Origin of the sequence: Catenovulum adriaticum, assembly GCF_026725475.1 — a bacterium.
Lineage (GTDB): Bacteria > Pseudomonadota > Gammaproteobacteria > Enterobacterales > Alteromonadaceae > Catenovulum > Catenovulum adriaticum.
Window position 1 is genome coordinate 1,516,741 of sequence record NZ_CP109965.1, and the last position, 26,269, is coordinate 1,543,009.

Here is a 26,269-nt window from a genome sequence, read left to right on the forward strand (position 1 = left end):
CCTTATAATGCAAGGACTGCAATGCTAAAAGCCTACATTGATAAATTCAAAAATAAACTTCATTTTTCAATCCGGCTTACTGTGGTTAGTGTTTTTGTAATGGCAACAGCCATTACAGCCTGCGTAGCAATTAGTTTGCAATACTATTTTAGCCAAAAAATGGCGGTTGAATCCAGTATGAAGTTATTTAATTTAACAACATACAACACAGTTAATCATTTAGCTCAAATTAATCAATCGGCAGAAAATACTCTAAAGCTGCTTAGTAAAAATAAACTGCTTCAATCATCTAACAGTGGGTTAAAATTTCAAATAAAACAGCAGTTTGCTCAAATAATGCAAAACGCGCCTTTGTTTTATGCTTTATATATTGGTGAACCTGATGGTGATTTTTATGAACTTATTAATTTAAATACCAGTCAGGTGGTACGCAAACAACTTAAAGCAATAGAGCAAGACCGCTGGGTTGTTATTAAAATAATTGATGTAAATGGCAACAAGGTAAAACAAACTTTTTATTATGATGAAAACTTTAAATTACGTATTAGTTTAACCGAACCCAGTGAGTACGACCCTAGAAAAAGACTTTGGTTTACCCAAGCCAAACATAATCAAGTTTTAAAAACAGCCCCTTATTTATTCAGTCATTTAAAAGCACCAGGGCAAACTTATTCAATAAAAATACAGCAGTCAAACCGCGTTTTAGCCGTTGATATCGCGCTATCCGCTTTATCTGAATATTTAAATCGTCAAGACAAAGAATACAATAGTCGCTTTCAAAGTGAGATGTATATTTTTCAAAAAAGTGGCGATATAGTTGCCAGCAATTTAGATCCGCAGATCGAGACTTTATATGAAAAGCCCACACCATTAAAATTATCTAAATCACAACAAGCACTAGTTGCTAAATACCCAAGCTTAACGGTATCTAACGAGACAAATTGGCCTCCAATTGATTTTTCTGTTGCAGGCAAACCAAAAGGTTACTCAATTGATTTACTAAACCGTGTTTCTCAGTTAACCGGCATTCAATTTAATTACATTAATGGGCATAGTTGGGCTCAGTTTTTAACGCTTTACCAGCAAGGCGATATTGATATTTTACAACCTGTTTTCCCCACGCCTGAAAACCAGAAAAAAGGGATTTTGAGCCAGCCTTTGCTCAGTTTGCCTTTTTCGTTAGCCACTCACAAAAGTCAAAATTCAATTCAATCGCTGGCTGATTTAAAAGGAAAAACATTGGCGATTCCAGAAGGTTGGTCGGTGTTGCCTTTTATTAAAAAATTCTACCCTGAAATTAACGTGGTCACCGTAAACAATACTCAAGATTTACTGCACCAGGTTGCCTTTGGCAATGTAGATGCGGGGCTAGATAACCATGCCGTGCTGCTTTATACACAGCAACAATATTTTATAAATGATATTGAATATCATCCCATCAATAATTTTTCTCCTAATCAATTTCCGCAAACACTTCACCTACTTGTACAAAAAGATAAACAAGAGATATTATCGTTAATTAATGAAGCACTCAAACAAGTATCAACGAGGTTTAAAAAACAGCTAAAAGAAAAATGGCTTAATGAAAAAGTCAGTCAGGTGAAAACGCTAGGCGCAGTGCCGTATCCAGAATTAATACAACGTACACAGGCGCCTGAAAAACAAGGCAAGCTCAGTTTAGTAACGCTTAATGGCATTGAAAAATATGTTTATGTATCACCACTTAAATCAGACGCCAATCTGCTTTCAAATAAAAATAATAATACCGATTATTTAGCTATAGTGGTTAATAAAGACGACATTTTTTCACATAGCCGAGCACAAATTCAGTTTTCAATCTTAATTACCGCTGGTTGTTTATTTTTAGTGTTACCTATTTCTTGGTATTTTGCTTCGCCTATCGTATTACCTGTGAAACGCCTATCAGAAGAAGCCGAAAAAATTAAAAACCGAGAATATGACAAAATTTCTACGTTATCTAGCTCCATTATTGAAATTGAAAGTTTAGCTAAATCTATGCTCAGAATGGGACGAGCGGTTGAGCGGCACGAGCAAAATCAAAAAGCATTAATCGAATCTTTTATTCAACTGATTGCCCAAGCGATTGATGATAAATCGCCATACACAGCCGGGCATTGTGAGCGAGTGCCTAAACTTGGCATTATGTTAGCCAAAGCGGCTTCTGAATCTGACAAACCGCCATTTAATCAATTTGAATTTAAAAACAATGATGAATTTAGAGAATTCAGCATTGCTGCTTGGCTACATGATTGTGGCAAAATCACAACACCCGAGCATATCGTAGATAAAGGCACCAAGTTAGAAACTATCTACAACCGCATTCATGAAATCCGCATGCGCTTTGAGGTGTTGTGGCGTGATGCAGAAATCGAATATTATAAAAAATTGGCTCAACCAAGTTCGAATAAAGTTCAATTAAAACAACAGCTAAAAAGAGAGCAATCGAAACTCATTCAGGACTTTGCTTTTATTGCATCCACCAATGTTGGTAGCGAGTTTTTAAATAAAGCTAGTGAAAAACGATTGGATGAATTAGCTAAAATAACCTGGCTGCGTCACTTTGACGATAAAATAGGATTATCGCCTTTAGAAGAGCTAAAAATGGAATACGAAGATGAACAACTACCTGTAATCGAAAACTTATTAGCGGATAAAAAAATACATTTAATTTCGCACGACAAACCCATTAAATATGATAAAAAACTGGGCATTAAAGTTAAACCGCCTAAATATAAGTATAACTTAGGCGAGCTACACAACCTTAAAGTAGGGCGTGGTACATTAACGGCTGAAGATCGATTTAAAATTAATGAGCATATTATCAGCACCATAAAAATGTTAGAACAAGTACCATTTCCAGATGAATTATCTAAAGTCCCACGATATGCATCCACCCATCATGAAACCTTAAAAGGCACTGGCTATCCACGCAAGTTAAGTGCAAAAGATTTATCCATTCCAGAGCGCGTATTAGTTTTGGCTGATATTTTTGAAGCATTAACCGCGGCTGACAGACCCTATAAAAAAGCAAAGCCTTTAAGCGTTGCCATTAAAATTTTACATAAAATGGTATTAGACGAGCATGTCGACAAAGACATATTTGAGCTTTTTTTAACTTCAGGTATTTATTTGCAATACGCAAAAACTTACTTAACCGAATCACAAATTGATGAAATAGATATACGGCAATACTTGGGTTGAGATTCAATAAAATCATACTTTAATATATCGCCCATATTTAAATGGGGGAGCAGGCATTTAGAACACAGGGTTTTGTTCCAAACAAATCCTAAATAACTGTATCCTGCAGTCAAAATGTATTTTCAGGACTAAAAATCCAAGCTTACATAGAAAGTATTGGCAGCAGTATTGGCAGCGTTTTTGTGAATATGATGGCGCCACTTGCTGCACTTTTCCACATCGCTAGTTTGTGTGAAAAATATTCAGCTATAACCTTGCTCTGAGTAGCAAAGGCGGGCGGGGATAAGATAGTTAAAAGTGCTTGAATATTAATAAAAATAGCAAGCCTATAAACAAAAACAGGAGGCTTTGCCTCCTGTTTTAAGTTAAAAATCACTAAAACTTCAACTTAAACTTTTTAATTTATTTAAGCTGAACACGTGATTATAAAGTATTGATTGTTTCGTTTAAGGTTGCACTTGGGCGCATCGCATTAGAGGCTAACTCATCGTTTGGCTTATAATAACCACCAATTTCAACACAATCGCCTTGAATGCTCGTAAACTCTTCAACAATTTTAGCTTCGTTCTCTGCTAAAGTTTTAGCAACAGGTGCAAACGCAGCTGCTAAGTCAGTATCTTGTGTTTGCTCAGCTAATGCTTGTGACCAATATAAAGCAACATAGAAATGGCTGCCTCGATTATCAATGCCACCTAATTTACGTGAAGGTGATTTATTGTTATCTAATAATTGGCCAGTTGCTTTATCGAGTGTTTCAGCTAAAACCTGAGCTTTTGCGTTATTCATCGTATTAGATAAATGCTCAAGTGAAGCAGCTAAAGCTAAAAACTCACCTAACGAATCCCAGCGCAAGTAATTTTGCTTAACTAACTGATCGACATGTTTAGGTGCTGAACCACCTGCACCTGTTTCAAATAAGCCACCACCATTCATTAATGGAACAATTGATAACATTTTAGCGCTTGTTCCTAACTCTAAAATCGGGAATAAGTCAGTTAAGTAATCGCGTAATACATTACCCGTTGCTGAAATGGTATCTAAACCATCTTTACAACGTCTAAGTGTTACTTTAGTTGCTTCTACTGGGGCTAAAATTTGAATATCTAAACCATCAGTATCGTGATCAGCTAGGTAAGTTTTTACTTTGTTTATCATTTGCGCATCGTGTGCACGATTTTCATCTAACCAGAAAATAACAGGCGTATTTGATAAACGTGAACGAGTCACCGCTAGTTTTACCCAGTCTTGAATAGGGGTATCTTTAGCTTGAGACATTCTGAAAATATCACCTTTATCAACTGGTTGAACCATTAGCTCAGTACCGTTATCGTCGATAACTTTAATTTGGCCTTTAGCTGATGCTTGGAACGTTTTATCGTGTGAGCCGTATTCTTCGGCTTTTTGAGCCATTAAACCTACGTTAGGTACAGTACCCATGGTGGTTGGATCAAAAGCACCATTTTCAATACAGAATTTAACAGTTTCGTCGTAAACACCCGCATAACAACGGTCTGGAATCACAGCTTTAGCATCTTGCTCTTCACCGTCAGAGTTCCACATTTTACCACCGCCGCGGATCATCGCTGGCATAGAGGCATCAATAATAACATCACTTGGAACATGTAAATTGGTAATTCCGCGATCTGAATCAACCATGGCAAGTGACGGAGCTGACTCGTATAATTTTGCAAAATCAGCGCTAATATCAGCTTGCTCAGCAGGGGTTAATTGCTCCATTTTTGAGAAAACATCACCAATACCATTGTTTAAATCTATATCTAATTTAGCAAAGGTATCTGCATGTTTTTCTAAAACATCTTTATAAAATACTGAAACACATTGACCAAAAATAATAGGATCAGATACTTTCATCATGGTCGCTTTCATGTGTAATGAAAACAAAACACCTTTATCTTTTGCATCTTGAATTTGCTCAGCTAAGAAAGCTTGTAATGCTTTAGCACTCATCACAGATGAATCAATTACTTCGCCTGCTTGTAGTGGTGCAAAATCTTTTAATAAAGTAGTTGCGCCATCTTCTTCAGTAAATTCAATTTTAAATTTGCCATCGGCCTTAACTGTCACCGACTTTTCACTACCGTAAAAATCACCTTCAGTCATTGATGCTACATGTGCTTTAGAGTCTTTTGACCATTCACCCATGCGATGAGGGTTTTTCTTCGCATAGTTTTTAACAGCGGTTGGTGCGCGGCGATCTGAATTACCTTCACGTAAAACTGGGTTTACTGCTGAGCCTAATACTTTTGCATAAGCGGCTTTTGCAGACTTTTCTTCATCTGTTTTAGGCTCGCTTTTATATTCAGGTAATGCATAACCTTTAGCTTGAAGCTCTTTAATGGTTGCAAGTAATTGAGGAATTGAAGCACTGATATTAGGTAGTTTAATAATGTTAGCTTCAGGTTGTTTTGCTAACTCACCCAGCTCTGCTAAATCATCAGATTGCTTTTGAGCATCCGTTAAGTACTCTGGAAATTGCGATAAAATACGTCCGGCTAAAGAGATATCACGAGTTTCTACTGTAATATCAGCTTGCTTTGCAAAAGCTTGCACAATAGGCAAAAAAGAATAGGTCGCCAGTGCGGGAGCTTCATCTGTGATTGTGTAGATTATTTTAGGCGTTTTGCTTGTCATTTATGTTTCCTTTTAATGGCATCGTGCTCAACAAGAGTGAGTGTTATACAGTTAACTTACAGAGTAAAAGTGAACCTTTACGCTACATACAAATTTACAACTCACCATAGGTGAAAATTGCTTAGGTAGGCTAACTGCTTATTATAATGCAAGGTTAAAGTTTAATTCTAAACTGATTCTATCAAGGAAAATGATAACTACAAGTTGAAATTAATTAGGTTAGATTATGGTGATTATTTACTAAATCATATATTTGAATTTCAAACTTATATATTTAGTCCATTTAGGTTAATATTAAACGTCCAATTAGAGCAGACTGGACAGGCACAGGTGACAAAACAAAATCTTTCAAAATCAGGCGCCAGACCTTTTAAACTCCAAACTAAAAAACCAGCCGCAAACCGACAAATAAAATCGGGTAAAACAGGTAATAATCTCAAGTCCATTAATCGTAAACCTGCCCATAAAACGATATCAGCAGAACAAACTAGAGTGATTATTTTTAATAAGCCTTTTAACGTGCTAACTCAGTTCACCGACGATCAAAACCGAAAAACACTAAAAGACTTTATCAATGTTAAAGATGTTTATGCAGCAGGGCGACTTGATAAAGATTCAGAAGGCCTTTTGATCCTAACAAATAACGGTCAACTGCAACATCAACTCGCTAACCCAGATAAAAAACAAGGTAAAGTTTATTGGGTACAAGTGGAAGGACAAGCCAATCAAACACAAATTGACGCACTTAAAAAAGGTGTGCCGTTAAAAGATGGATTAACCAAACCCGCCTTAGTTGAAATCATCCCAGAACCTAACGATCTCTGGCCGCGCAATCCACCTATTCGCGAGCGTCAATCCATTCCAACATCTTGGCTGAAACTCACTTTATTTGAAGGCAAAAATCGTCAAGTGAGACGCATGACTGCTCACGTAGGCTTACCCACACTACGCTTAATTCGGCATCAAATTGCCAATATAAATTTAGACGGACTTGAGCCCGGTCAATGGCGCGAGATAGATTTATCTGAAATAAAAATATAGCCAGCACACCTAAAAAAAACCATATCCATCAAAAGGACAGCTTATGTTTAAACCCAATACCACAGTGGCGTGCATTGTAAAATGCCAAAATTACTTTTTATTGGTGGAAGAAACAGAAGATGGCAAACAAGTTTACAATCAACCAGCGGGCCATCTTGAAAAAGACGAAACCTTATTAGCCGCAGCCAAACGTGAATTATATGAAGAAACCGGCTTAACATTAGAGCCAGAAGCTTTAGTCGGTATTTACCAAAGCGAAGTTGTTGCTAAAAAAATCCAATACTTGCGATTTTGTTACCTGATTGAACTAGATCAGCAAACTTTACCCAAAACACAACCTCAAGATGATGATATTACCGCCGCACATTGGCTTACACTTGAACAAATTGAAAATAAATTGGATCAAATGCGTAGCCCTTTGGTTAAAATTTGTTTAGATGATTATTTAGCGGGTAAACGTATCCCATTATCTGCGATTCAAAGTTATTTATAGCGTGCACAAACAATGCTAGAATAGCGCCCCAAATTTTAGCAGCAGGTTTTATAAATATGTCGAATAACAGTGATAAAAAAGTCATTGTTGGTATGTCTGGCGGTGTAGACTCTTCAGTATCAGCTTATTTATTACTTCAACAAGGATATCAAGTTGAAGGATTGTTTATGAAAAACTGGGAAGAAGATGACACTGATGAATATTGTGCAGCTGCGCAAGATTTAGAAGATGCCCAAGCTGTAGCTGACAAGTTAGGTATTGAACTACACACTATTAATTTTGCTGCTGAGTATTGGGATAACGTATTTGAATACTTTTTAGCTGAATATAAAGCAGGGCGCACCCCAAACCCTGATATTATGTGTAACAAAGAAATTAAATTTAAAGCCTTTTTAGAGTTTGCTGCCGAAGCGCTGGGCGCCGATTACATTGCCACTGGGCATTATGTGCGTAGAGCCAATGTTAACGGCGAATGGAAAATGCTACGCGGTTTAGATAACAATAAAGATCAAAGTTATTTCTTATACACATTAGCCAGTGAACATATCGCACAAACTTTATTTCCGGTAGGTGAGTTAGAAAAACCAGAAGTGAGGCAAATTGCCGAAGCACAAGATTTAGTCACCGCCAATAAAAAAGACTCAACTGGTATTTGTTTTATTGGTGAGCGTAAATTTAAAGATTTTTTACAACAGTATTTACCTGCGCAACCTGGCAATATTGAAACCACAGAAGGCGATATAATTGGCCAGCATGAAGGGTTAATGTATCACACGTTAGGCCAACGAAAAGGTCTAGGCATTGGTGGATTAAAAAATGCAGGTGAAGCACCTTGGTATACAGTTGATAAAGATTTAGAACGCAACGTACTAGTGGTAGCCCAAGGCAGTGACCATCCAAGATTATTTTCAACCGGAATGATCATAAACCAGGCTCATTGGGGTGATCGAAAAGGTCCACAAGTTAAATTAGACTGTACTGTGAAAACACGCTATCGCCAAACAGATGTTAATTGCTCCATTGAACAAATAGACGAGAACAACTATAAAGTAATGTTTGATAATCCTGTTGCTGCGGTAACACCAGGACAATCCGCGGTATTTTACCTAGGCGAAGTCTGCTTAGGTGGCGCGATTATTGATAAATTGATTAAGTAAGTTAAAATTTAATGGCAAAAGTGACATATCAACAAACTTTAGCACTCGCTGGCGTCTGTCAGGCTTGTTACATGGTACAAACCATCGCCAGACGCGGTTCGCTTAATCAAAGCGAGCTTGAAGTCATGCTAGAGTCGGTTTTGAATATTAATCCGGATGATACCGCCTCAGTATATAGTGGTGAGCAAAACCTATCAGCTGGATTAAAAATTATACGTGAGCAACTTGGCAATAATTCACACGTAAAAGATGCTGAGCTAACACGCTATGTACTCAGCGCGTTAACACTGGAAAGACGATTAACAAAACGCCAAGCTAATTTAGAAAAGTTATCAAAACAAATTAATTTATTAGAACAAAAACGAGCTCATTTTGAGCTTACTCATGATTTAGTGTTAGAAGGCTTTGCCCAAACCTATAAAACAGTAATCAGTCCACTTGGCTCGCCCATTAAAGTTTTGGGCAATCCTGATTTACTCAAGCAAAACTCAGTACAGAATAAAGTCAGAGCTTTGTTACTTGCAGCAGTTCGCTCAGCAGTACTGTGGCGACAATTAGGTGGTCAGCGCAGAAATATTGTATTACGTAGGCAACATTGGGTGCATTTTGCAGAACAAGCCTTAAAACAAAACCTTATATCTTAACAGGAGATTTCAATGGATTTATCCAGCTTAACTGCAATATCGCCAGTAGATGGCCGCTATGGTAGTAAAACAACTGAGTTACGACCTATTTTTAGTGAATATGGTTTGACTAAATACCGTGTAACGGTTGAAGTTAGATGGCTACAAAAAATGGCAGAAATTGCGGGCATCGATGAAGTACCTGCGTTTTCAGCTGACGCTAATAAAGTGTTAGACAATATTGTTGATGAATTTAGTGAAGCGGATGCGGCGCGAGTAAAAGAAATTGAACGCACCACTAATCACGACGTTAAAGCAGTTGAATATTTCTTAAAAGAAAAAATTGAAAACAACGCTGAATTACACGCTGTCACTGAATTTTTCCATTTTGCTTGTACCTCTGAAGATATTAACAATTTATCGCATGGCTTAATGTTAAGCGAAGCTAGAAAAACGGTTATTTTACCTTACATTGATAAAATTTTATCCGAGTTAAATCGCTTAGCAAAAGAGTATCGCGATGTTGCTATGATGGCGCGTACCCATGGCCAACCGGCGTCTCCGACAACCATGGGCAAAGAAATGGCAAACGTTTATATGCGTTTGAAACGCCAGCGCGAGCAAATTGCCCAAGTTGAAATTTTAGGCAAATTTAATGGTGCAGTTGGTAACTACAACGCACATTTATCTGCTTACCCTGAATTAGACTGGAATAGCATTAGTGCCAGCTATGTTACTAGCTTAGGATTAACTTGGAACCCTTATACAACACAAATTGAACCACATGATTACATTGCTGAATTGTTTGATGCAGTTGCGCGTGCAAACACCATTATTTTAGATTTTGACCGTGACATCTGGGCTTATATTGCATTAGGTCACTTTAAGCAAAAAACCGTTGCCGGTGAAATTGGTTCGTCAACCATGCCACATAAAGTTAATCCAATTGATTTTGAAAATTCAGAGGGCAACTTAGGCATCGCAAATGCTATTTTCACTCACTTAGCCCAAAAATTGCCTGTTTCTCGTTGGCAGCGCGATTTGACCGATTCAACGGTTTTACGTAATTTAGGTGTGGGTGTAGCCAACTCTATTATTGCTTATCAAGCCACGTTAAAAGGTATTAGCAAGCTAGAAGTGAACGAGCAAAGCTTATTAAATGAACTTGATCAAAACTGGGAATTATTAGCTGAGCCAATTCAAACCGTGATGCGCCGCTACGCGATTGAAAAGCCATACGAAAAGTTAAAAGAATTAACCCGTGGTAAACGCGTTAATAAAGAAATTATGGCTGAGTTTATTGAAAAGTTAGATATCCCAGCAGCCGAAAAAGTGCGCTTAAAAGAAATGACGCCAGCCAGTTATATTGGTCGAGCGCAAACTTTTGTTGACGAGTTATAAAAACTTGCCCAATAAAAGAAAAAGGGCAGCGTACGCTGCCTTTTTTGTTTTTGGCTTTAAACAACTAACATAAGTTTGGTCAGCAACTTTTTAAATATGGTAGGAGTTCAAAGGTGATTGATAAAAAGTATCAAAGCATTGTATTTGCTTTTGTGATGTCGATGACAATGTCATGTATTATGTCGTTAGTTATCACCTTATTTAATTTAGGCTGGACCAATGGATTATTATTCATTTGGCTAAAAGCGTGGGCATTTGCATTTAGCGTTGCGTTTCCAACCATTGTGGTCATTAATCCGTTTGTACGAAAAATGGTTAATAAACTCATTAAAAATGAACAGGTTACGTAATGAAATATCAGTTTTCGAACTTTTCACCAGCGCAATTTTTACAAGAATACTGGCAAAAAAAACCGGTTTTAATTAAAGGCGCTTTTAATTCGTTTGACGATCCTATCGATGCTGACGAACTCGCGGGCTTAGCCTGTGAAGCTGAAATTGAATCTCGCATTATTATTAAACAAGATGACAAATGGCATGTTGAACACGGGCCATTTGAAAGCTTTTCACATTTATCAGAACAAGACTGGACTTTGCTTGTTCAAGCCGTCGATCATGTTTCTGTTGAAACCGCTGAGCTAATCGAGCCTTTTCGTTTTATTCCTAATTGGCGCATTGACGATGTCATGGTGAGCTTTTCAATGCCAGGTGGCGGTGTAGGAGCGCATGTTGATCAATATGATGTTTTTATTTTACAGGGCCAAGGTAAACGTCATTGGAAAGTGGGGTTACCACAAGCGCTAACAGATAAAATACCACATCCAGATTTACTACAAGTAACCGGCTTTGACGCTATTATTGATGCCGTTTTAGAGCCAGGCGATTTGTTATATATTCCGCCGGGCTGTCCTCATGAAGGTTACGCTATTGAACCGGCTTTAAATTATTCAATTGGATTTAGAGCCCCAGACCAACAAGATTTACTCTCATCATTTGCCGACTACGCATTGCAAGAAGAATGTTTTAAGCAGCGTTATGCTGATCCGTCTTTAACACTGCGAGCTGATAATAGCCAAGTCAGCACAGCTGAAATAGCCCAATTAAGACAGTTGATTTTATCAACAGTGTCGGATGACACTCATTTTAACAACTGGTTAGGTTGCTATTTAACTCAAGCTAAACATGAACTGGCCATAGACCCAATCACGCCAGCATACCAAAGCGAAGACATACTTGAAATACTCCAACAAGTAACACATTGGCATAAATTAGGCGGCTTAAGATGTCTATTTATAGCGGACAATTTATTTATTAACGGTGAAGCCGTTTCGCTTAATTTAGCTCAACACAGTTTTGCAAAATACCTTGCGCAAAATCAGCAATACAGCAGCCAGCAGCTTAACGAGTTTGTACAAAACTTAGATAATTTACAGTTGCTAGTCGCGCTGGTTAACGAAGGTCTGATTTTTGTTGAGGATGATTCTGAGTTTTAATGATTTGCTATACCAAACTCGCGTAATTTTCGGTACAATTCGGCGCTTATTTTATCCATATCAAAGTTGAGATTGCATGTTTGAATTAAACCCTGTGCAAAACAAAATAAAAGATATTAGCGAGCGTACCGAAACGCTTAGGGGGTATCTTTGACTATGAACAAAAATCAGAACGGTTAGAAGAAGTATCGCGTTTATTAGAACAACCCGATATTTGGAATGAACCAGATAAAGCCCAAGCATTTGGTAAAGAGCGTTCATCGCTTGAGCTTATCGTTAATACCATTGACGAATTAGAACAAGGTGTTGAAGATATTTCAGGGCTGATTGAATTAGCAGTTGAAGCTGAAGATCAAGAAACTTTTGACGAAGCTTTAAGCGAATTAGACGAGCTTGAAGAAAAAATTGCTGGATTAGAATTTCGCCGTATGTTTAGCGGCCCAAATGATACCGCAGATTGTTACATTGATTTACAATCAGGTTCAGGCGGCACAGAAGCACAAGACTGGTGTAATATGCTGCTGCGCATGTATTTACGCTGGGCTGAATCTCATGGTTTTAAAACTGAGTTAATTGAAATTTCAGATGGTGAAGTAGCGGGTATAAAATCTGCAACGGTGCGCATTATCGGTGAATATGCCTTTGGCTGGTTACGCACAGAGACAGGCGTACACCGTTTAGTTCGAAAATCACCATTTGATTCAGGTAATCGCCGCCATACATCGTTTGCTTCCGCTTTTATTTACCCTGAAGTGGATGATGATATTGAAATAGATATTAATCCGGCAGATTTACGAATTGATACTTACCGCGCCTCAGGTGCTGGTGGTCAGCACGTAAACCGAACCGACTCAGCCGTGCGTATTACTCATACACCAACCAATATAGTGGTTCAATGCCAAAACGATCGCTCACAACATAAAAATAAAGATCAGGCAATGAAACAGCTTAAAGCTAAATTATATGAGCACGAATTACAAAAGCAAAACGCTGAAAAACAAGCCATGGAAGACGGCAAATCAGATATAGGTTGGGGCAGTCAAATACGTTCATACGTATTGGATGACTCACGCATTAAAGATTTACGAACTGGGGTAGAAAATCGCAATACCCAAGCTGTTTTGGATGGCGAATTAGACCCTTACATTGAAGCTGCGTTAAAAGCCGGCCTTTAATTATTTAAGTTAAACGTATTAGTTATTTATTGGAATCATTATGTCCGAACAAAATGCATCAACTCAAAATGAAATCGCACAAGAGCAAAATAAACTTATTGCAGAGCGCAAAGCTAAATTAGCAGCCATCAGAGAAAAATGTCCGGCGAACGCGCATCCAAATGATTTTCAACCAGAACATTATGCCGCTGATTTACAGGCACAATATCAAGACAAAGATAAACCAACACTCGCAGAAGAAGCTAACATAGTTTCAATTGCCGGCAGAATCATGGCCAAACGTGGGCCTTTTATGGTGATTCAAGATATGACTGGACGCATCCAAGCCTATGCGGATAAAAAAACAGTACAAGCCGATTTAAAAGAACGCTATGGTGTACTTGATATTGGCGATATAATTGGCGTTAAAGGACCTTTGCATAAATCAGGCAAAGGCGATTTATATGTTCACATGTCTGAATATAAATTATTAACTAAATCACTTCGTCCATTGCCAGAAAAATACCATGGCTTAGCTGATCAAGAAACCAAATATCGCCAACGCTACGTTGATTTAATGATCAACCAAGAAACACGTGATGTTTTCCAAATTCGTTCACAAGTTGTCAGTGGAATTCGCCAATACTTAACCGAACGCCGGTTTATGGAAGTTGAAACGCCTATGCTTCAGGTGATTCCGGGCGGCGCTACCGCTAAGCCTTTTGTCACACATCATAATGCGCTTAGCATAGATATGTTTTTACGTATCGCGCCAGAGTTATATTTAAAACGTTTAGTCGTAGGCGGCTTTGACCGCGTGTTTGAAATTAACCGTAACTTTAGAAACGAAGGTTTAAGCACACGCCATAACCCTGAATTTACCATGATAGAATTCTATCAAGCCTATGCAGATTATAACGATTTAATGAATCTGACCGAAGATATGCTACGTACTTTGGCGCAAAACGTATTAGGTTCAACCATAATAACCAATACAAAACGCGACGAAAATGGTGAGATAACAGAAACCATCGAGTACGATTTTGGGCAACCATTTGAACGTTTATCAATGGCCGATGCTGTTATTAAACACGCACCTGATTTAGATGCCGCGGTATTAAAAGATCCAGAAAACAACTTTGATGCAATCCGTGCAATGGCAAAACAAGTGGGAGTTAAAGAGCCTGAAAAACAAGGAATTTGGGGCGCGGGTAAATATTTGTGTGAGATATTTGAAGAAGTGGCAGAACATAAACTGATTCAACCCACCTTTATTACAGAATACCCATGGGAAGTTTCACCACTAGCGCGCCGTAACGATGACAACCCATTTGTGACTGACAGATTTGAGTTTTTTGTTGGTGGCCGTGAATTGGCAAATGGTTTCTCAGAGCTTAATGATGCTGAAGATCAAGCTGCTCGCTTTAACAAGCAAGTACAAGAAAAAGATGCAGGTGATGAAGAAGCCATGCATTTTGATGATGATTATATCACAGCGCTCGAATTTGGCTTACCGCCAACAGCAGGGCAAGGTATAGGGATTGATCGTTTAGTCATGCTATTTGCTGACTGTCCAACGATTAAAGATGTTATTTTATTCCCGCATATGCGTCCGTTAACTGACGGCTAGTAGTATCATTTTTAAAGTTAGTACTTTTAAAAAAGGGTTAATCGAAAGGTTAACCCTTTTTATATTTAGCTTACCTTAATTTTAATAAACGCATTGCAAAACAACGCCAAAAAATCCATTTCCTGCACTTTCACTCAGATTAAATTTCTTTTTTAAACTCATTGTAGTTTTTCCATCTTCAAATTGAGTAAAAATTATCTATTGCAAAAATTAGCTATTGAATTTTACTTTAAATAGTTTATTGTTAACAAGGTTATTAATATAATGTGATTGTAGGATTGATATGAAGTTAAAAATGACCACCTTAGCCGCTTTGCTAATATGCCTTACAGGCTGTAACTCAACTTCAGGTTCAAGTGAGCCGAATGAAAATAAACCTGTGGTAGATAATACAACCGATGCAGGGGATAATAATGAAGTTGTCGATCAAGAAGATAATACAGATAACGATGAGACGACAGAAGAGCCGCTTGTTATTAACGTAAATGAAGCCGATCCAAGAACGCCTAGTTTTGTATCCTTTAACGATACAACGCCAGATGATATGTACTGGGTGAAAGTAGAAGAATTGTCAGATGAATTCGATTTTTGGGATTCAAATAAATGGGTAAAAACAAACTGGAATTATGGTGATACGCCAGTCAATATGCTCAATAAAAATTCTGGAGTTGATGGTGGTAATTTATGGATTAAAGCCACGTTAAATGCTGAAAGTGAAAACCAATGGTTTGAGACATCACGCGTTCGCTCAAAAAGTAAAATTAAATTTCCTATGTACACTGAAAGTCGGATCAAAACCGCACACATTTCAGCCTACAATACGTTTTGGTTAAATAATGGGGATATTGATAACCGAGATGAAATAGATATTATCGAAAATAACTCAAATCCATCAACCGATTATGCAAACCCTGATTACCCATGGACTATGCATTCACAATATTTTGTGGTTAAAGACGGTGTAACTGAACGAAGCAAAGGTAATTTTGATAACCGTCATTTATCTGAAGGTAATACGCTAAAAGGTGTTGCTTGGAATGAAGAGTATCACGTAGTAGGGGCATGGTGGAAAGATGAGCACAATGTACAATTCTATCTGGATGGTGAACCTGCAGGAAAAATAAAAACCACAAACCCATTTACGCTAGAGCAACATTTGATCTGGGATTTATGGACTCAAGATTCTTCTTGGGTAGGCGGCTTACCTGATAAAAATGATTTGCTAGACGACTCTATTAATACCATGAGAGTTGATTGGGTAAGAACTTGGCGTTTAGAAACTAAATAATGCTCGTTTGGTTTGTCGGTGTCTATTTACCGACAAACCATCACTATAAATTGAAATTAGATTACCAATTGTAAGTTGCACTTACTGTGTATTGCTCACCACGTCCAGGCGTACCAGGCACTTCTTCGAATGACTCATTCCATAAGTTATCTGCTGCCAATGTAATCATTAATCCAGAGAGTTGCTCAGGTTTAATCGTTAACGTTAGGTGAGTAAATAATGCATCGTCATCACTGTTTCTGAGTAAATTATCTTCTTGCTTACGCCATTCATTATCTAGTCTTAGGTCAATTATATCCGTAAGTTGCCAAATCGTACCCAAAGTAACTCTATGATTAGGGTAATTTAACGCATAAAAACTAGCATCAATATTGGCATCACCGTAATCTTCTGATTTTCGTAAAAACGTATAACCCAATACGATTTCAGCGTTATCAAAATATCGAGTCGTTAATAACTCTAAACCCGTTGTATCAATATCAACTGGATTAGCATAGCGAGCCGAAGTTGAATCAAAATTGTAAGTCCAGTCTGTTAAATTATCATCTTTACGATAAAAAATAGCTGAGCTTAAACGCCAATCATATTGCTCTAACACTAACCCTAGCTCTAGGTTAGTGGTGGTTTCGCGTTCTAATTCATAATTACTTCTAAATAACCCACCTGAATCACTTCCGCCTATTGCGGTATAACCGGCCACTTGGCTAGCTTGTGCATATGAAAAATAGACTGATTTAGATCTTCCATCGGTGTTGGTTTTATGCCAAACCAAATCGCCCAGCAATGAGGTTTTTGAATCATCCCGGTTACTATCATCAAACGAAGCGCCTAAACGCATTGTTACGAGTTCATTAGGCGTTAAGGCTATTTTATACTCAGGTAAAATGCTGGCTTTAATATAGTTTCGGGTGGTAAAGTTGTTTTCTAACGCAGTTGATTCAATAGAATCAGAAAGTAACTGAGTTGAGTAATTCCAAGCAAACGCCTCCGTTTGAACATGCCGCCCTGAAAACGCGATAGATTTAACCTCGGTTTCATGAAAAGTTTGAAAAGCTTCTGGATTTTCACGTGAATAAATATAATGGTCATTATGACGGCGATAATAAGCAGAGACCTCAAATGAACTCTGGTTTGCATAATTTTGTTTGTGATTAAGCATTAAGAGTCGTGTTTTTAGATCTTCAGTTTCATTCACATTAAACGGCGTATATAAATTTGGCCAGCCAAAAAACTTTTCTTGTAACCCAAAAAATAAATCTGTTTGCGAGTTAGCATCCGTCAATTGAATACGGCCTGACGCGCGCTTAAAATGATGATCACCATTATCAATAGAGCCATCACTTGCCGAGCGAGAAAACTCACCTTCAACCCCTAAATGCCAATCTTGTAGGCTATCTTTTAATGGTGTGCGCTTTGCAGCATATATGCTTTGCAAATTAAAATCATTGCTACCGGCACCTATTGAAATTTGTCCACCTGAACTAATTGGTTTCCAGTCAAAAGCCACCGTACCAACAGAGCTATTTAAACCGAAAAGCGCATTGTCCGCACCGGTCATAATATAAGGTCCGCGCAGCATTTGAGGGGCAATTGGTAATTCTGCAACGTAATGACCTGTTTGAGGATCAAGTAAAGTGGCACTACCAACCCGAAAACCGGTATTTTCAAAAATACCGCCACGAATACTTATATCAGCTTGAGCTTCTGCCATATTTCGAGATTGTAAATCGACACGGGGATCATAATCTAAATTAGAAACAGGGGAATCAAACGTACCTACAGGCTCTTTATTAGCTGTAGGTGAGGCTTCTATACTAATTCTCTCAATATCATCTGTGTTTATATTGTTATCTGCGGCCAATGAATAGGACGACAAGCTGCATAATAAAGCAGGTAAAGTGGACTTAACAGTTAGGTTCATCTGATACTTCTCTTTTTAGATAATATTTACGGGCTTAATAATTTATTGGGTTAGCTGCAGCCTGCAATCATTGTTAACGTTAGCGATAATGCAATATTATTAATACGTTTGGGTTTAAGCTAACCTCAAAATTTTGAGCGATATTGTATATTAATTTTGTATCGCAATTTAAAGTTTTTGCAGAGCTAAAAGCTCGTAACTTTGTTTTTATTAGGTAATAATATATCTCAGTTGTGATTAGCTGAGTTGATAGATGAGCATAGAAATAAAAAATCCATTAGATAAATTACCCGAGATCTTAAAAAAAGATTTAAACGAAAATTTATGTGTCTGTAATGAAGTACTTAAAATGGATATTATCGATGCCATTGCAGCGGGTGCTGATAACCTTGAATTAGTGCGCCGTAAAACCTACGCAACCGACGGAAGCGCTTGTTGCAAACAACAAGTAAAGCGATTGATTGAATGCATTCATAATATTGAGCTAAGTTAACAGCCATAAAAAATAATGCCGAATAGAATGTTTAGCTGAATTTTAGACAAAAAAAAGCCCAGTTGGGGAACTGGGCGTAAAAATGATGCCATTTAAGGCACTCAAGCACTAACAAAGGGATATCAAGAAAACTGCGATACTCGCGTCTTTCAAAGATGGGGGTATTATATATCGGTTTTGTAATTTTACAACAGCTTTTTGAAGTAAAACGGTCAAAAAACCCCAAAAAACCCCAAAAAGCAGATAAAAATACAATATTTACATTTAATTCACTTTTAAATGTAATTTTTAAACATTTATTGGACTTAATTTAACGTTTAAATAAAAAATTAAAAAATAACTTAATCCTATCCATATTTTATTTTTAAACCAAGCTTTTTAAGCATTCTTATTGATTGAAAACTTGCTATTATGCAGGGCTCGCAATAGACTAATGCGCTTTCAATCACAATAGAGTTAAGGCATGCAAGTTTCAGATTTCCACTTTGATCTTCCAGATGAATTAATTGCTCGTTTCCCAGCTGAAAAAAGAAGCGAATCAAGATTATTAGTGGTCGCAGATAAAAGCTCAGATAGCATAGAGCACAAAATTTTTGCGCAAATGCCTGACTTAGTCACAGCGAATGACTTACTTATCTTTAATAATACTAAGGTAATACCGGCTCGTTTATTAGGTCATAAACTATCGGGTGGTAAAGTTGAAGTTTTAGTTGAACGACTTTTAGATGATAATAAAATTTTAGCGCATGTAAGAGCAAATAAAGCATTAAAGCCAGGCACGCAGGTTATCCTAGAAGATAAAATAAATGCCGAGATGATAGAACGTCGTGGCGATTTATTTGTGCTTAAAATACTTAATGAGCAAAATAGCCTGTCATTATTAGAAGAGTATGGTCATATGCCATTACCACCTTATATTGACAGGGCCGATGAACAAGCAGATAAAGAACGTTATCAAACCGTATATGGTGAAGTACCAGGCGCAGTCGCAGCACCTACAGCCGGTTTACATTTTGATGAAACCGTATTAAATCAGTTAAAAGCCAAAGGCGTACCGATGGAATATGTGACTTTGCACGTAGGGGCAGGCACATTTCAATCTATCCGAGTTGATAATGTTGAAGAACATACAATGCACGCTGAGTATATCGAAGTTTCACAGCGAGTCACTCAAGCCATTAAAGATTGTAAAGCTAGAGGCGGGCGGGTAATTGCCGTAGGCACAACATCAGTTCGTAGTTTAGAGAGCGCGGCTCAGTTTTCACAAGCGGATCAATTGATTGAACCTTATCAAGGCGATACACAAATTTTTATTTATCCAGGTTACGAATTTAAAGTGATAGATGCTATGTTCACTAATTTTCATTTACCTGAATCAACTTTAATTATGCTGGTTTCGGCTTTTGCCGGAACGGAAACGATTAAAAACGCTTATCAAACTGCAATTGAAAAACAATATCGATTTTTCAGTTATGGTGATTCTATGTTTATCCAGAATCAAAACCGATTTGTCAAAGCAGATTAATCGGCCAGTAAACGGAAACAACTAATGACAGATTTTATGAAATATACCAAACTGGCAACTGACGGCAAAGCACGCCGTGGAACACTTACATTTGCCCGTGGTGAAGTACAAACACCTGCTTTTATGCCTGTAGGTACTTACGGAACAGTTAAAGGGGTAACGCCAGAAGAGTTAAAAGACACAGGCGCACAAATTTGTTTAGGGAATACCTTTCATTTAATGTTGCGTCCCGGAACCGAAATCATCAAAATGCATGGTGATTTACATGATTTTATGAATTGGCAAGGCCCCATTTTAACTGACTCAGGCGGTTTTCAGGTATTTAGCTTAGGTGATTTACGCAAAATTAGTGAAGAAGGCGTAATTTTTCGCTCGCCGATAAATGGCGAACGAATCGAATTAACGCCTGAAAAAGCCATGCAGGTGCAACGTGATTTAGGATCAGATATTGTCATGATATTTGATGAATGCACACCTTATCCTGCGACCGAATCTGAAGCTCGCTCATCAATGGAACTCTCGTTACGCTGGGCTAAGCGCTCTAAAGACGCGCATCAAGGCAATCCATCTGCATTATTTGGGATTGTTCAGGGCGGCATGTACCCACATCTAAGAGATGAAAGTTTACAAGGGTTAACAGACATCGGTTTTGATGGTTATGCGATTGGTGGTTTATCTGTAGGTGAACCTAAAGCAGATATGATCAACATTTTAAATAACCTGACAGATAAAATGCCTGATGATAAACCCAGGTACTTAATGGGTGTTGGTAAACCAGAAGACATCGTAGAAGCAGTTCGCCGTGGTGTTGATATGTTTGATTGCGTGATGCCAACGCGTAATGCGAGAAACGGACATATATTTGTGAGTGACGGTGTGCTTAAACTAAGAAACGCCAGACACAAAACAGATACAGGGCCATTAGACGAAAATTGTGACTGCTACACTTGTAAAAATTATTCTCGTGCATATTTACATCACTTAGATAAGTGTAATGAAATTTTAGGTGCGCAACTTAACACCATTCATAATTTACGTTTTTATCAAAAAGTAATGGAAGATTTACGAGGCGCCATTGAACAAGGTCAGCTTGAACAATACGTTGAAGCTTTCTATAGTGCACGCGATTTACCTGTCCCGGCGCTTGAAGACGAATAAATTAATTTTAAACCAATTTTATAAACAATAATTTAAATATAGATAGGGGTATTTTATGGACTTTTTAATTGCAAATGCACATGCCGCAGAAGCTGCACCACAGGGTGGCGGTCTTCAAATGATCATTATGTTAGCTGTATTTGGTTTAATTTTTTACTTTATGTTATATCGCCCACAAGCGAAAAGAATGAAAGAACATAAAGCATTAATCGCATCAATCGGTAAAGGTGATGAAGTTTTAACACAAGGCGGTTTAGTGGGTAAGGTAAGTAAAGTATCTGAAGAAAAAGACTTTGTATTAGTGACACTTGCCGAAGGCGTTGAAGTTCCAGTTCAAAAATCAGCTGTGACTGCGGTATTACCAAAAGGGACTATCAAGTCAATCTAAAAGGGCCGATTGTTGTGTTAAATAAATATCCATTATGGAAATACCTGCTAATACTATTTGTAGTAGTAGCAGGTTTTTTGTATGCACTTCCTAATCTTTATGGGGAAGATCCAGCCGTACAAATTTCCGCCACTCGTGGTGGTCAAGTTACTGTTTCTGAATTAGGTGATGTAAAAGCCGCACTAGATGAAGCCGGTGTTGAGTATCGCTCAGCAAGCATTGAAGATAACCAAATTCAAATTCGCTTTACCGATACTGATGATCAATTAGAAGCGCGTGATCTCGCTATGCAAACATTAGGGGCCGACTATATTGTGGCGCTTAATTTAATGACAGCGCAACCACAATGGCTTGAAGACGTTGGCGGCAGTCCAATGAAACTCGGGCTTGATTTACGCGGTGGTGTTCACTTTTTAATGGAAGTGGATATGAGTGTTGCAATGGCGAAAAAACAAGAAGAAATGCTTGAAGATTTTCGTTCAGAGCTACGTGATGAACGTATTCGCTACCACAGATTACAAGAGTTCGGCAACGGTGTAAAAGTGACATTCAGAGATGCTGATACGTTTGAAAAAGCATTAGACTTCTTAGCGGATGCTCACCCAGAGTTATTAATTGATGAAGCTTCAAACGAAGATAACACCATCACAGCAACCATGTCAGAAACGCGCATTCGTGAGGTAAAAGAATATGCGTTAAGCCAAAATATCACTATTATTCGTAACCGGGTTAATCAACTTGGGGTAGCTGAACCTTTGGTTATGCGCCAAGGCGCAGAACGAATAGTAGTTGAATTACCGGGTGTACAAGATACAGCGCGTGCAAAAGAAATTTTAGGCGCGACAGCTACACTTGAATTTAGACAAGTAGACGAAAATGCCGATCCACGTTCTGCAGCAGCAGGTCGTGTACCACCGGGATCTGAGGTTTATTATGATCGCCGTAATGGTAATCCGGTAGTATTAACCCAATCGGTGATTTTAACTGGTAATCACATTACTGATGCAAATTCGAGTTTTGATGAATATCAACGCCCACAGGTTAATATTGATTTAGATAACCAAGGCGGTAATAAAATGTCGCGTTTTACCAAAGATAATATTGGTAAACCTATGGCAACTTTATTTGTTGAGTACAAACCGACCGGCCGTAAAAAACCAGACGGTAGTGTTGAATTTGAAGCCATTAAAGAAGTTATTAACGTTGCAACCATTCAAGCTCGTTTAGCTCGCAGCTTTAGAATTACCGGCATTGATAGCGCCAGCGAAGCTCAAAACCTGGCTTTATTATTACGTGCTGGTGCGCTGATTGCGCCCATTCAAATTGTTGAAGAGCGTACTGTAGGCCCAAGCTTAGGTCAGGAAAATATTGATTTAGGTATGACCGCCATAATCTGGGGCTTTTGTTTAGTGCTTATCTTTATGGTGATGTATTATCGCGGCTTTGGTCTTATCGCTAATGTAGCACTTGCGCTTAACTTGGTACTAATTGTTGGCGTAATGTCGTTGATACCGGGAGCAACATTAACCTTACCTGGTATGGCAGGTATTGTTTTAACCGTGGGTATGGCAGTTGATGCGAATGTATTGATATTTGAACGGATTCGCGAAGAAATTATCGATGGTAGAGGCCCTCAACAAGCAATACATAAAGGGTACGATAGCGCGTTTTCAACCATTGCTGATGCAAACATTACCACCTTTATTGCTGCCGTAATTTTATTCGCAGTAGGCTCAGGCCCAATTAAAGGGTTTGCTGTAACACTAGCCATTGGTATTTTAACTTCAATGTTTACTGCTATCGTTGTTACCCGTGGTATTGTCAACGCAGCGGTTGGCGGCAAAAAAGTTAAAAAACTTTCAATTTAAAAGGCGATTGATTATGTGGTTAAAATTAAAAAATACAGTGCCTTTTATGAAATGGGGCAAGCTAGCCATTGCGTTTTCAGCACTAATGGTAATTGCATCTATCGCTTCTATTTCAATTAATGGGCTTAAATTTGGGCTAGATTTTACAGGTGGAACATTACTTGAAGTCGGCTATGAAAAACCAGCTGATTTATCTGAAATCAGAAGCGAGTTAGAAGCAAACGGTTTTGCGGATGCTGTTGTGCAACACTTTGGTAATAGCTCAGATGTATTGATTCGACTTGCACCCAGAAATCATGTCAAACCTGAAACGCTAAGCAATCAGGTATTAGATTTAGTTTCAAGTGATAAATTAGGCAAAGCAGAAATGCGCCGGATTGAGTTTGTAGGCCCAAGTGTGGGTGAAGAACTTAAAGAGCAGGGCGGTTTAGCGATGCTTGTTGCGCTTATTTGTATCTTAATTTATGTGTCTTTTCGGTTCGAATGGCGATTTGCTTTAGGCTCAGTATTAGCGCTAGCGCATGATGTTATTATCACCGTCGGCTTTTTCTCAATATTAGGGATAGAGTTTGACTTAACCGTATTAGCGGCTGTTTTAGCTGTGATAGGTTACTCATTAAACGATACGATAGTGGTATTTGACCGCATACGTGAAAACTTTAGAAAACTGCGAACCGGTACACCGGCAGAAATTATCGATACATCGTTAACGCAAACCTTAAGCAGAACGACCATTACCTCGTTAACCACTGTTTTAGTATTGACTGCTTTATTTTATAAAGGGGGTGCGTTAATACATGGGTTTGCAACGGCGTTGTTATTTGGTGTCGGTATTGGTACTTATTCTTCTATTTTTGTTGCGAGTGTATTTGCATTAAAACTAGGCATTAGCCGAGAAGATTTAATTCCAGCTGAAATTGAAAAAGAAGGTGCTGATCAAGATCCATTAATGTAAACATTTTTAATGGCTTAATAATTGTTCATAACCTTAAAAAGAGAGCTGCGGCTCTCTTTTTATTTTAATCTGGCTTTTAATAAAGCCCATAAAACCTCTTCAAACCTTATCTATTCACCCAGCCAACCAAGCTACCTAACCAATCATTGTTAACCGCTTAATTGAACACCTTAATTGAAAAGTGAATTGAATTACTTGTTAATAAATCGCTAAAACAAATGATTGATATTGATTTAATAAAATATAAAATGAAAATATAAGATTGAAATTAATTTTAATATCATTTTGAGCTGTTAATTGCGAAATATGTTGTACGTGACAGCATGAGTATTTATCCTCCCCAGTCAACTACGGTCTCATATGTAAAGTATGACGTTCGTGGTGAACAGATTGGTTCGGGTAATTTATAAAAGAGGTGGTTGTGGGTAAAAAATCATTTGCTATGCTGTTAGTTATCAGCATAGTAATTATGTCAATAGTAGCTTATTTTAAGGCAGAAACTGGGTTTCTAGTAGATAATATTGTCCCTGAGCTTATTGGTGTATGTGTTGAATTATTAGTCATCATATTTGTATTCGATGTGTGGCAAAAAAATGAAGAAAAAAACAAAAAAATAAAGGTTGAGAGACGACTACGTGAATTTCTTATCTTTTTCTTAAAACACAATTTCAAAGATTATCCTCCTTCTTGTCAGTCGGGGAACTTCTATGGTGAAGACCATGAACAGAACCAAGAATGCTTGTCTAATTTGATTAATGAAATTGAGCAAAACGGGCTACAAGAAAGTGTAGTTCTTCAGGTTCAAAGTTACTGTGAAAGCGAAAAAGAAATATTCAATAACTTAATACCAGTTGCGGCAGACCTAACAAATGATCACTTTAAATCATGGGTCAGAATTGCTTTCTTCATGAACGCGATTGCTTCAAAAAGTGAAACAACAAGTCATGCATCGGTAAAAATTCTTCAAAACATTAAAAGGTTTGATAAAGAGTCATTCACTAGCGGTTTGTACGTTGGTGCAAAATAAACATACGTTTGCATATCACGCCTGTGCACGCCATTTCATTGTGGCAGCACGGGCAAGTAACTTTCTGCCTTGGTTTTCGTATTATTTCAGGCAACTTTACTGAATTTTACGCTGTTTGAGTTTGGCATTACCATGCGGCAAACCAATATTACGGCGGCGAGGGTATGGAGTCGTATATGTTTAAAAACTGAAACGAATTTAAACAGAGGCGTATTAAACAATACACCTAATTTAACATAACATATATTATGGGCTTATTTGGCAGTATAAAAACGAGAGCTTTATGTTCGTTGATTTTAGTTAGTTGATTGGCGCTATATTACAGATGGTTATTGATTTTGGCCTAGACGTTTACCGCGAATAATTTGGTCTATGATTTTATTTTTATTAATCACTAAGTACTGCTGATATTGATAAGCACCTGGATGATATAGCCAAACTTTAATTCGTTTAGGTTTTAAAATTTGCTGTTTTAATATCGCTGGAGCTTTTGAGTATTTTTGTTTTGGCTGGCCGCACAATTGTAAAACTTGCTCTGTGCTCATCCCAACTTTAATGTGCTGTCCGGTATTGCATCTAAATCCTGCAGCCAAACTTTGATTAAAACAAACTAAATTAATAATTAAAAAGCTTATTAATTTAAAAATACGATCTCGGTATTTAGACTTTGCCAGCATTTTCAAATCCTTTGAAGCAAGCATTAAAAATATAAACCCACAAATTAACTTTGTGGATTTGGGTTATTTGTTTTAAGTGTTTTTCTTTTAGCGTTTGTTATTTT

At 37.8% G+C, this 26,269-nt stretch carries 21 protein-coding genes; 18 read left to right on the top strand and 3 right to left on the bottom strand.

The genetic code is table 11. The annotated features are described in order from the left end of the window. The first annotated feature begins 21 nt into the window (after positions 1-21). A complete protein-coding gene (locus tag OLW01_RS06780; RefSeq protein ID WP_268076023.1) occupies positions 22-3,222 on the top strand; it encodes an HD domain-containing phosphohydrolase in 3,201 nt (1,066 codons plus the stop codon). A 423-nt stretch (positions 3,223-3,645) separates the two neighbouring features. On the opposite strand, the gene OLW01_RS06785 is transcribed toward OLW01_RS06780, so the two are convergent. Next, positions 3,646-5,874 carry an NADP-dependent isocitrate dehydrogenase gene (locus OLW01_RS06785; protein ID WP_268076024.1) on the bottom strand — a complete coding sequence of 743 codons (2,229 nt, stop codon included), beginning with the start codon at positions 5,872-5,874 and terminating at the stop codon, positions 3,646-3,648. 330 nt (positions 5,875-6,204) lie between these two features. Here OLW01_RS06785 and OLW01_RS06790 point away from each other — a divergent pair, with 330 nt between their 5' ends. The 10 genes from OLW01_RS06790 (at position 6,205) to OLW01_RS06835 (ending at position 16,153) form a co-directional block, all read left to right on the top strand. Next, positions 6,205-6,915, top strand: coding sequence for a pseudouridine synthase (locus tag OLW01_RS06790; RefSeq protein WP_428980179.1), 711 nt, complete (start codon positions 6,205-6,207; stop codon positions 6,913-6,915). Positions 6,916-6,958: 43 nt separating this feature from the next. Next, positions 6,959-7,408 (top strand): NUDIX hydrolase, encoded by a 450-nt coding sequence (locus OLW01_RS06795; protein ID WP_268076026.1) that lies wholly within the window; start codon positions 6,959-6,961, stop codon positions 7,406-7,408. 56 nt (positions 7,409-7,464) lie between these two features. Continuing rightward, on the top strand, positions 7,465-8,565 hold the full coding sequence (gene mnmA, locus OLW01_RS06800; RefSeq protein ID WP_268076027.1) for a tRNA 2-thiouridine(34) synthase MnmA: 1,101 nt from the start codon (positions 7,465-7,467) through the stop codon (positions 8,563-8,565). A gap of 11 nt (positions 8,566-8,576) precedes the next feature. Next, positions 8,577-9,209, top strand: coding sequence for a high frequency lysogenization protein HflD (hflD, locus tag OLW01_RS06805; protein WP_268076028.1), 633 nt, complete (start codon positions 8,577-8,579; stop codon positions 9,207-9,209). Positions 9,210-9,221: 12 nt separating this feature from the next. Beyond that, the gene (gene purB / locus OLW01_RS06810; protein WP_268076030.1) at positions 9,222-10,589 is read left to right on the top strand and encodes an adenylosuccinate lyase; all 1,368 of its coding nucleotides are present in this window, start codon (positions 9,222-9,224) and stop codon (positions 10,587-10,589) included. A gap of 113 nt (positions 10,590-10,702) precedes the next feature. Continuing rightward, positions 10,703-10,939 (top strand): DUF2798 domain-containing protein, encoded by a 237-nt coding sequence (locus OLW01_RS06815; RefSeq protein ID WP_268076031.1) that lies wholly within the window; start codon positions 10,703-10,705, stop codon positions 10,937-10,939. Further along, the gene (locus tag OLW01_RS06820; protein ID WP_268076033.1) at positions 10,939-12,081 is read left to right on the top strand and encodes a cupin domain-containing protein; all 1,143 of its coding nucleotides are present in this window, start codon (positions 10,939-10,941) and stop codon (positions 12,079-12,081) included. The genes OLW01_RS06815 and OLW01_RS06820 overlap by 1 nt, the downstream gene beginning before the upstream one ends. Positions 12,082-12,157: 76 nt before the next feature. Continuing rightward, a protein-coding gene (gene prfB / locus OLW01_RS06825) for a peptide chain release factor 2 (RefSeq protein ID WP_268076034.1) occupies positions 12,158-13,256 on the top strand; the annotation gives its coding sequence in 2 pieces (ribosomal slippage) (positions 12,158-12,232 and positions 12,234-13,256; 1,098 coding nt in all). 40 nt (positions 13,257-13,296) lie between these two features. After that, entirely contained in the window at positions 13,297-14,865 is a 1,569-nt protein-coding gene (gene lysS, locus OLW01_RS06830) for a lysine--tRNA ligase (RefSeq protein ID WP_268076035.1), read from the top strand. Between the two features lie 283 nt (positions 14,866-15,148). Continuing rightward, positions 15,149-16,153, top strand: coding sequence for a LamG domain-containing protein (locus tag OLW01_RS06835; protein WP_268076036.1), 1,005 nt, complete (start codon positions 15,149-15,151; stop codon positions 16,151-16,153). Between the two features lie 61 nt (positions 16,154-16,214). Here the strand turns inward: OLW01_RS06835 and OLW01_RS06840 are convergent, their stop codons facing one another. After that, positions 16,215-18,074 carry a TonB-dependent receptor plug domain-containing protein gene (locus OLW01_RS06840; protein WP_268076037.1) on the bottom strand — a complete coding sequence of 620 codons (1,860 nt, stop codon included), beginning with the start codon at positions 18,072-18,074 and terminating at the stop codon, positions 16,215-16,217. Between the two features lie 253 nt (positions 18,075-18,327). Between OLW01_RS06840 and OLW01_RS06845 the strand changes: the two genes are divergently transcribed. The 7 genes from OLW01_RS06845 (at position 18,328) to OLW01_RS06875 (ending at position 25,488) form a co-directional block, all read left to right on the top strand. Continuing rightward, on the top strand, positions 18,328-18,567 hold the full coding sequence (locus OLW01_RS06845) for a (2Fe-2S)-binding protein (RefSeq protein WP_268076039.1): 240 nt from the start codon (positions 18,328-18,330) through the stop codon (positions 18,565-18,567). Between the two features lie 463 nt (positions 18,568-19,030). Continuing rightward, positions 19,031-20,092 carry a tRNA preQ1(34) S-adenosylmethionine ribosyltransferase-isomerase QueA gene (gene queA / locus OLW01_RS06850; RefSeq protein ID WP_268076041.1) on the top strand — a complete coding sequence of 354 codons (1,062 nt, stop codon included), beginning with the start codon at positions 19,031-19,033 and terminating at the stop codon, positions 20,090-20,092. A 36-nt stretch (positions 20,093-20,128) separates the two neighbouring features. Then, entirely contained in the window at positions 20,129-21,250 is a 1,122-nt protein-coding gene (gene tgt / locus OLW01_RS06855; protein WP_268076177.1) for a tRNA guanosine(34) transglycosylase Tgt, read from the top strand. 55 nt (positions 21,251-21,305) lie between these two features. Beyond that, positions 21,306-21,638, top strand: coding sequence for a preprotein translocase subunit YajC (gene yajC / locus OLW01_RS06860; protein ID WP_268076043.1), 333 nt, complete (start codon positions 21,306-21,308; stop codon positions 21,636-21,638). A 14-nt stretch (positions 21,639-21,652) separates the two neighbouring features. Continuing rightward, entirely contained in the window at positions 21,653-23,506 is a 1,854-nt protein-coding gene (gene secD / locus OLW01_RS06865; protein WP_268076044.1) for a protein translocase subunit SecD, read from the top strand. 10 nt (positions 23,507-23,516) lie between these two features. After that, a complete protein-coding gene (gene secF / locus OLW01_RS06870) occupies positions 23,517-24,461 on the top strand; it encodes a protein translocase subunit SecF (protein ID WP_268076179.1) in 945 nt (314 codons plus the stop codon). A 421-nt stretch (positions 24,462-24,882) separates the two neighbouring features. Continuing rightward, positions 24,883-25,488, top strand: a complete 606-nt coding sequence (locus OLW01_RS06875) for a hypothetical protein (RefSeq protein ID WP_268076046.1) — start codon at positions 24,883-24,885, stop codon at positions 25,486-25,488. Between the two features lie 329 nt (positions 25,489-25,817). Here the strand turns inward: OLW01_RS06875 and OLW01_RS06880 are convergent, their stop codons facing one another. Then, the gene (locus OLW01_RS06880) at positions 25,818-26,165 is read right to left on the bottom strand and encodes a DUF2845 domain-containing protein (RefSeq protein WP_268076048.1); all 348 of its coding nucleotides are present in this window, start codon (positions 26,163-26,165) and stop codon (positions 25,818-25,820) included. Between the last annotated feature and the right edge of the window lie 104 nt (positions 26,166-26,269).

Excerpts from the sequence above, each read along its gene's own strand:
- OLW01_RS06780 (WP_268076023.1), top strand. The coding sequence starts at position 22 with ATGCTAAAAGCCTACATTGATAAATTCAAAAATAAACTTCATTTTTCA.
- OLW01_RS06785 (WP_268076024.1), bottom strand. The coding sequence starts at position 5,874 with ATGACAAGCAAAACGCCTAAAATAATCTACACAATCACAGATGAAGCT.
- OLW01_RS06795 (WP_268076026.1), top strand. The coding sequence starts at position 6,959 with ATGTTTAAACCCAATACCACAGTGGCGTGCATTGTAAAATGCCAAAAT.
- mnmA (WP_268076027.1), top strand. The coding sequence starts at position 7,465 with ATGTCGAATAACAGTGATAAAAAAGTCATTGTTGGTATGTCTGGCGGT.
- hflD (WP_268076028.1), top strand. The coding sequence starts at position 8,577 with ATGGCAAAAGTGACATATCAACAAACTTTAGCACTCGCTGGCGTCTGT.
- purB (WP_268076030.1), top strand. The coding sequence starts at position 9,222 with ATGGATTTATCCAGCTTAACTGCAATATCGCCAGTAGATGGCCGCTAT.
- OLW01_RS06820 (WP_268076033.1), top strand. The coding sequence starts at position 10,939 with ATGAAATATCAGTTTTCGAACTTTTCACCAGCGCAATTTTTACAAGAA.
- lysS (WP_268076035.1), top strand. The coding sequence starts at position 13,297 with ATGTCCGAACAAAATGCATCAACTCAAAATGAAATCGCACAAGAGCAA.
- OLW01_RS06835 (WP_268076036.1), top strand. The coding sequence starts at position 15,149 with ATGAAGTTAAAAATGACCACCTTAGCCGCTTTGCTAATATGCCTTACA.
- OLW01_RS06840 (WP_268076037.1), bottom strand. The coding sequence starts at position 18,074 with ATGAACCTAACTGTTAAGTCCACTTTACCTGCTTTATTATGCAGCTTG.
- OLW01_RS06845 (WP_268076039.1), top strand. The coding sequence starts at position 18,328 with ATGAGCATAGAAATAAAAAATCCATTAGATAAATTACCCGAGATCTTA.
- queA (WP_268076041.1), top strand. The coding sequence starts at position 19,031 with ATGCAAGTTTCAGATTTCCACTTTGATCTTCCAGATGAATTAATTGCT.
- tgt (WP_268076177.1), top strand. The coding sequence starts at position 20,129 with ATGAAATATACCAAACTGGCAACTGACGGCAAAGCACGCCGTGGAACA.
- yajC (WP_268076043.1), top strand. The coding sequence starts at position 21,306 with ATGGACTTTTTAATTGCAAATGCACATGCCGCAGAAGCTGCACCACAG.
- OLW01_RS06880 (WP_268076048.1), bottom strand. The coding sequence starts at position 26,165 with ATGCTGGCAAAGTCTAAATACCGAGATCGTATTTTTAAATTAATAAGC.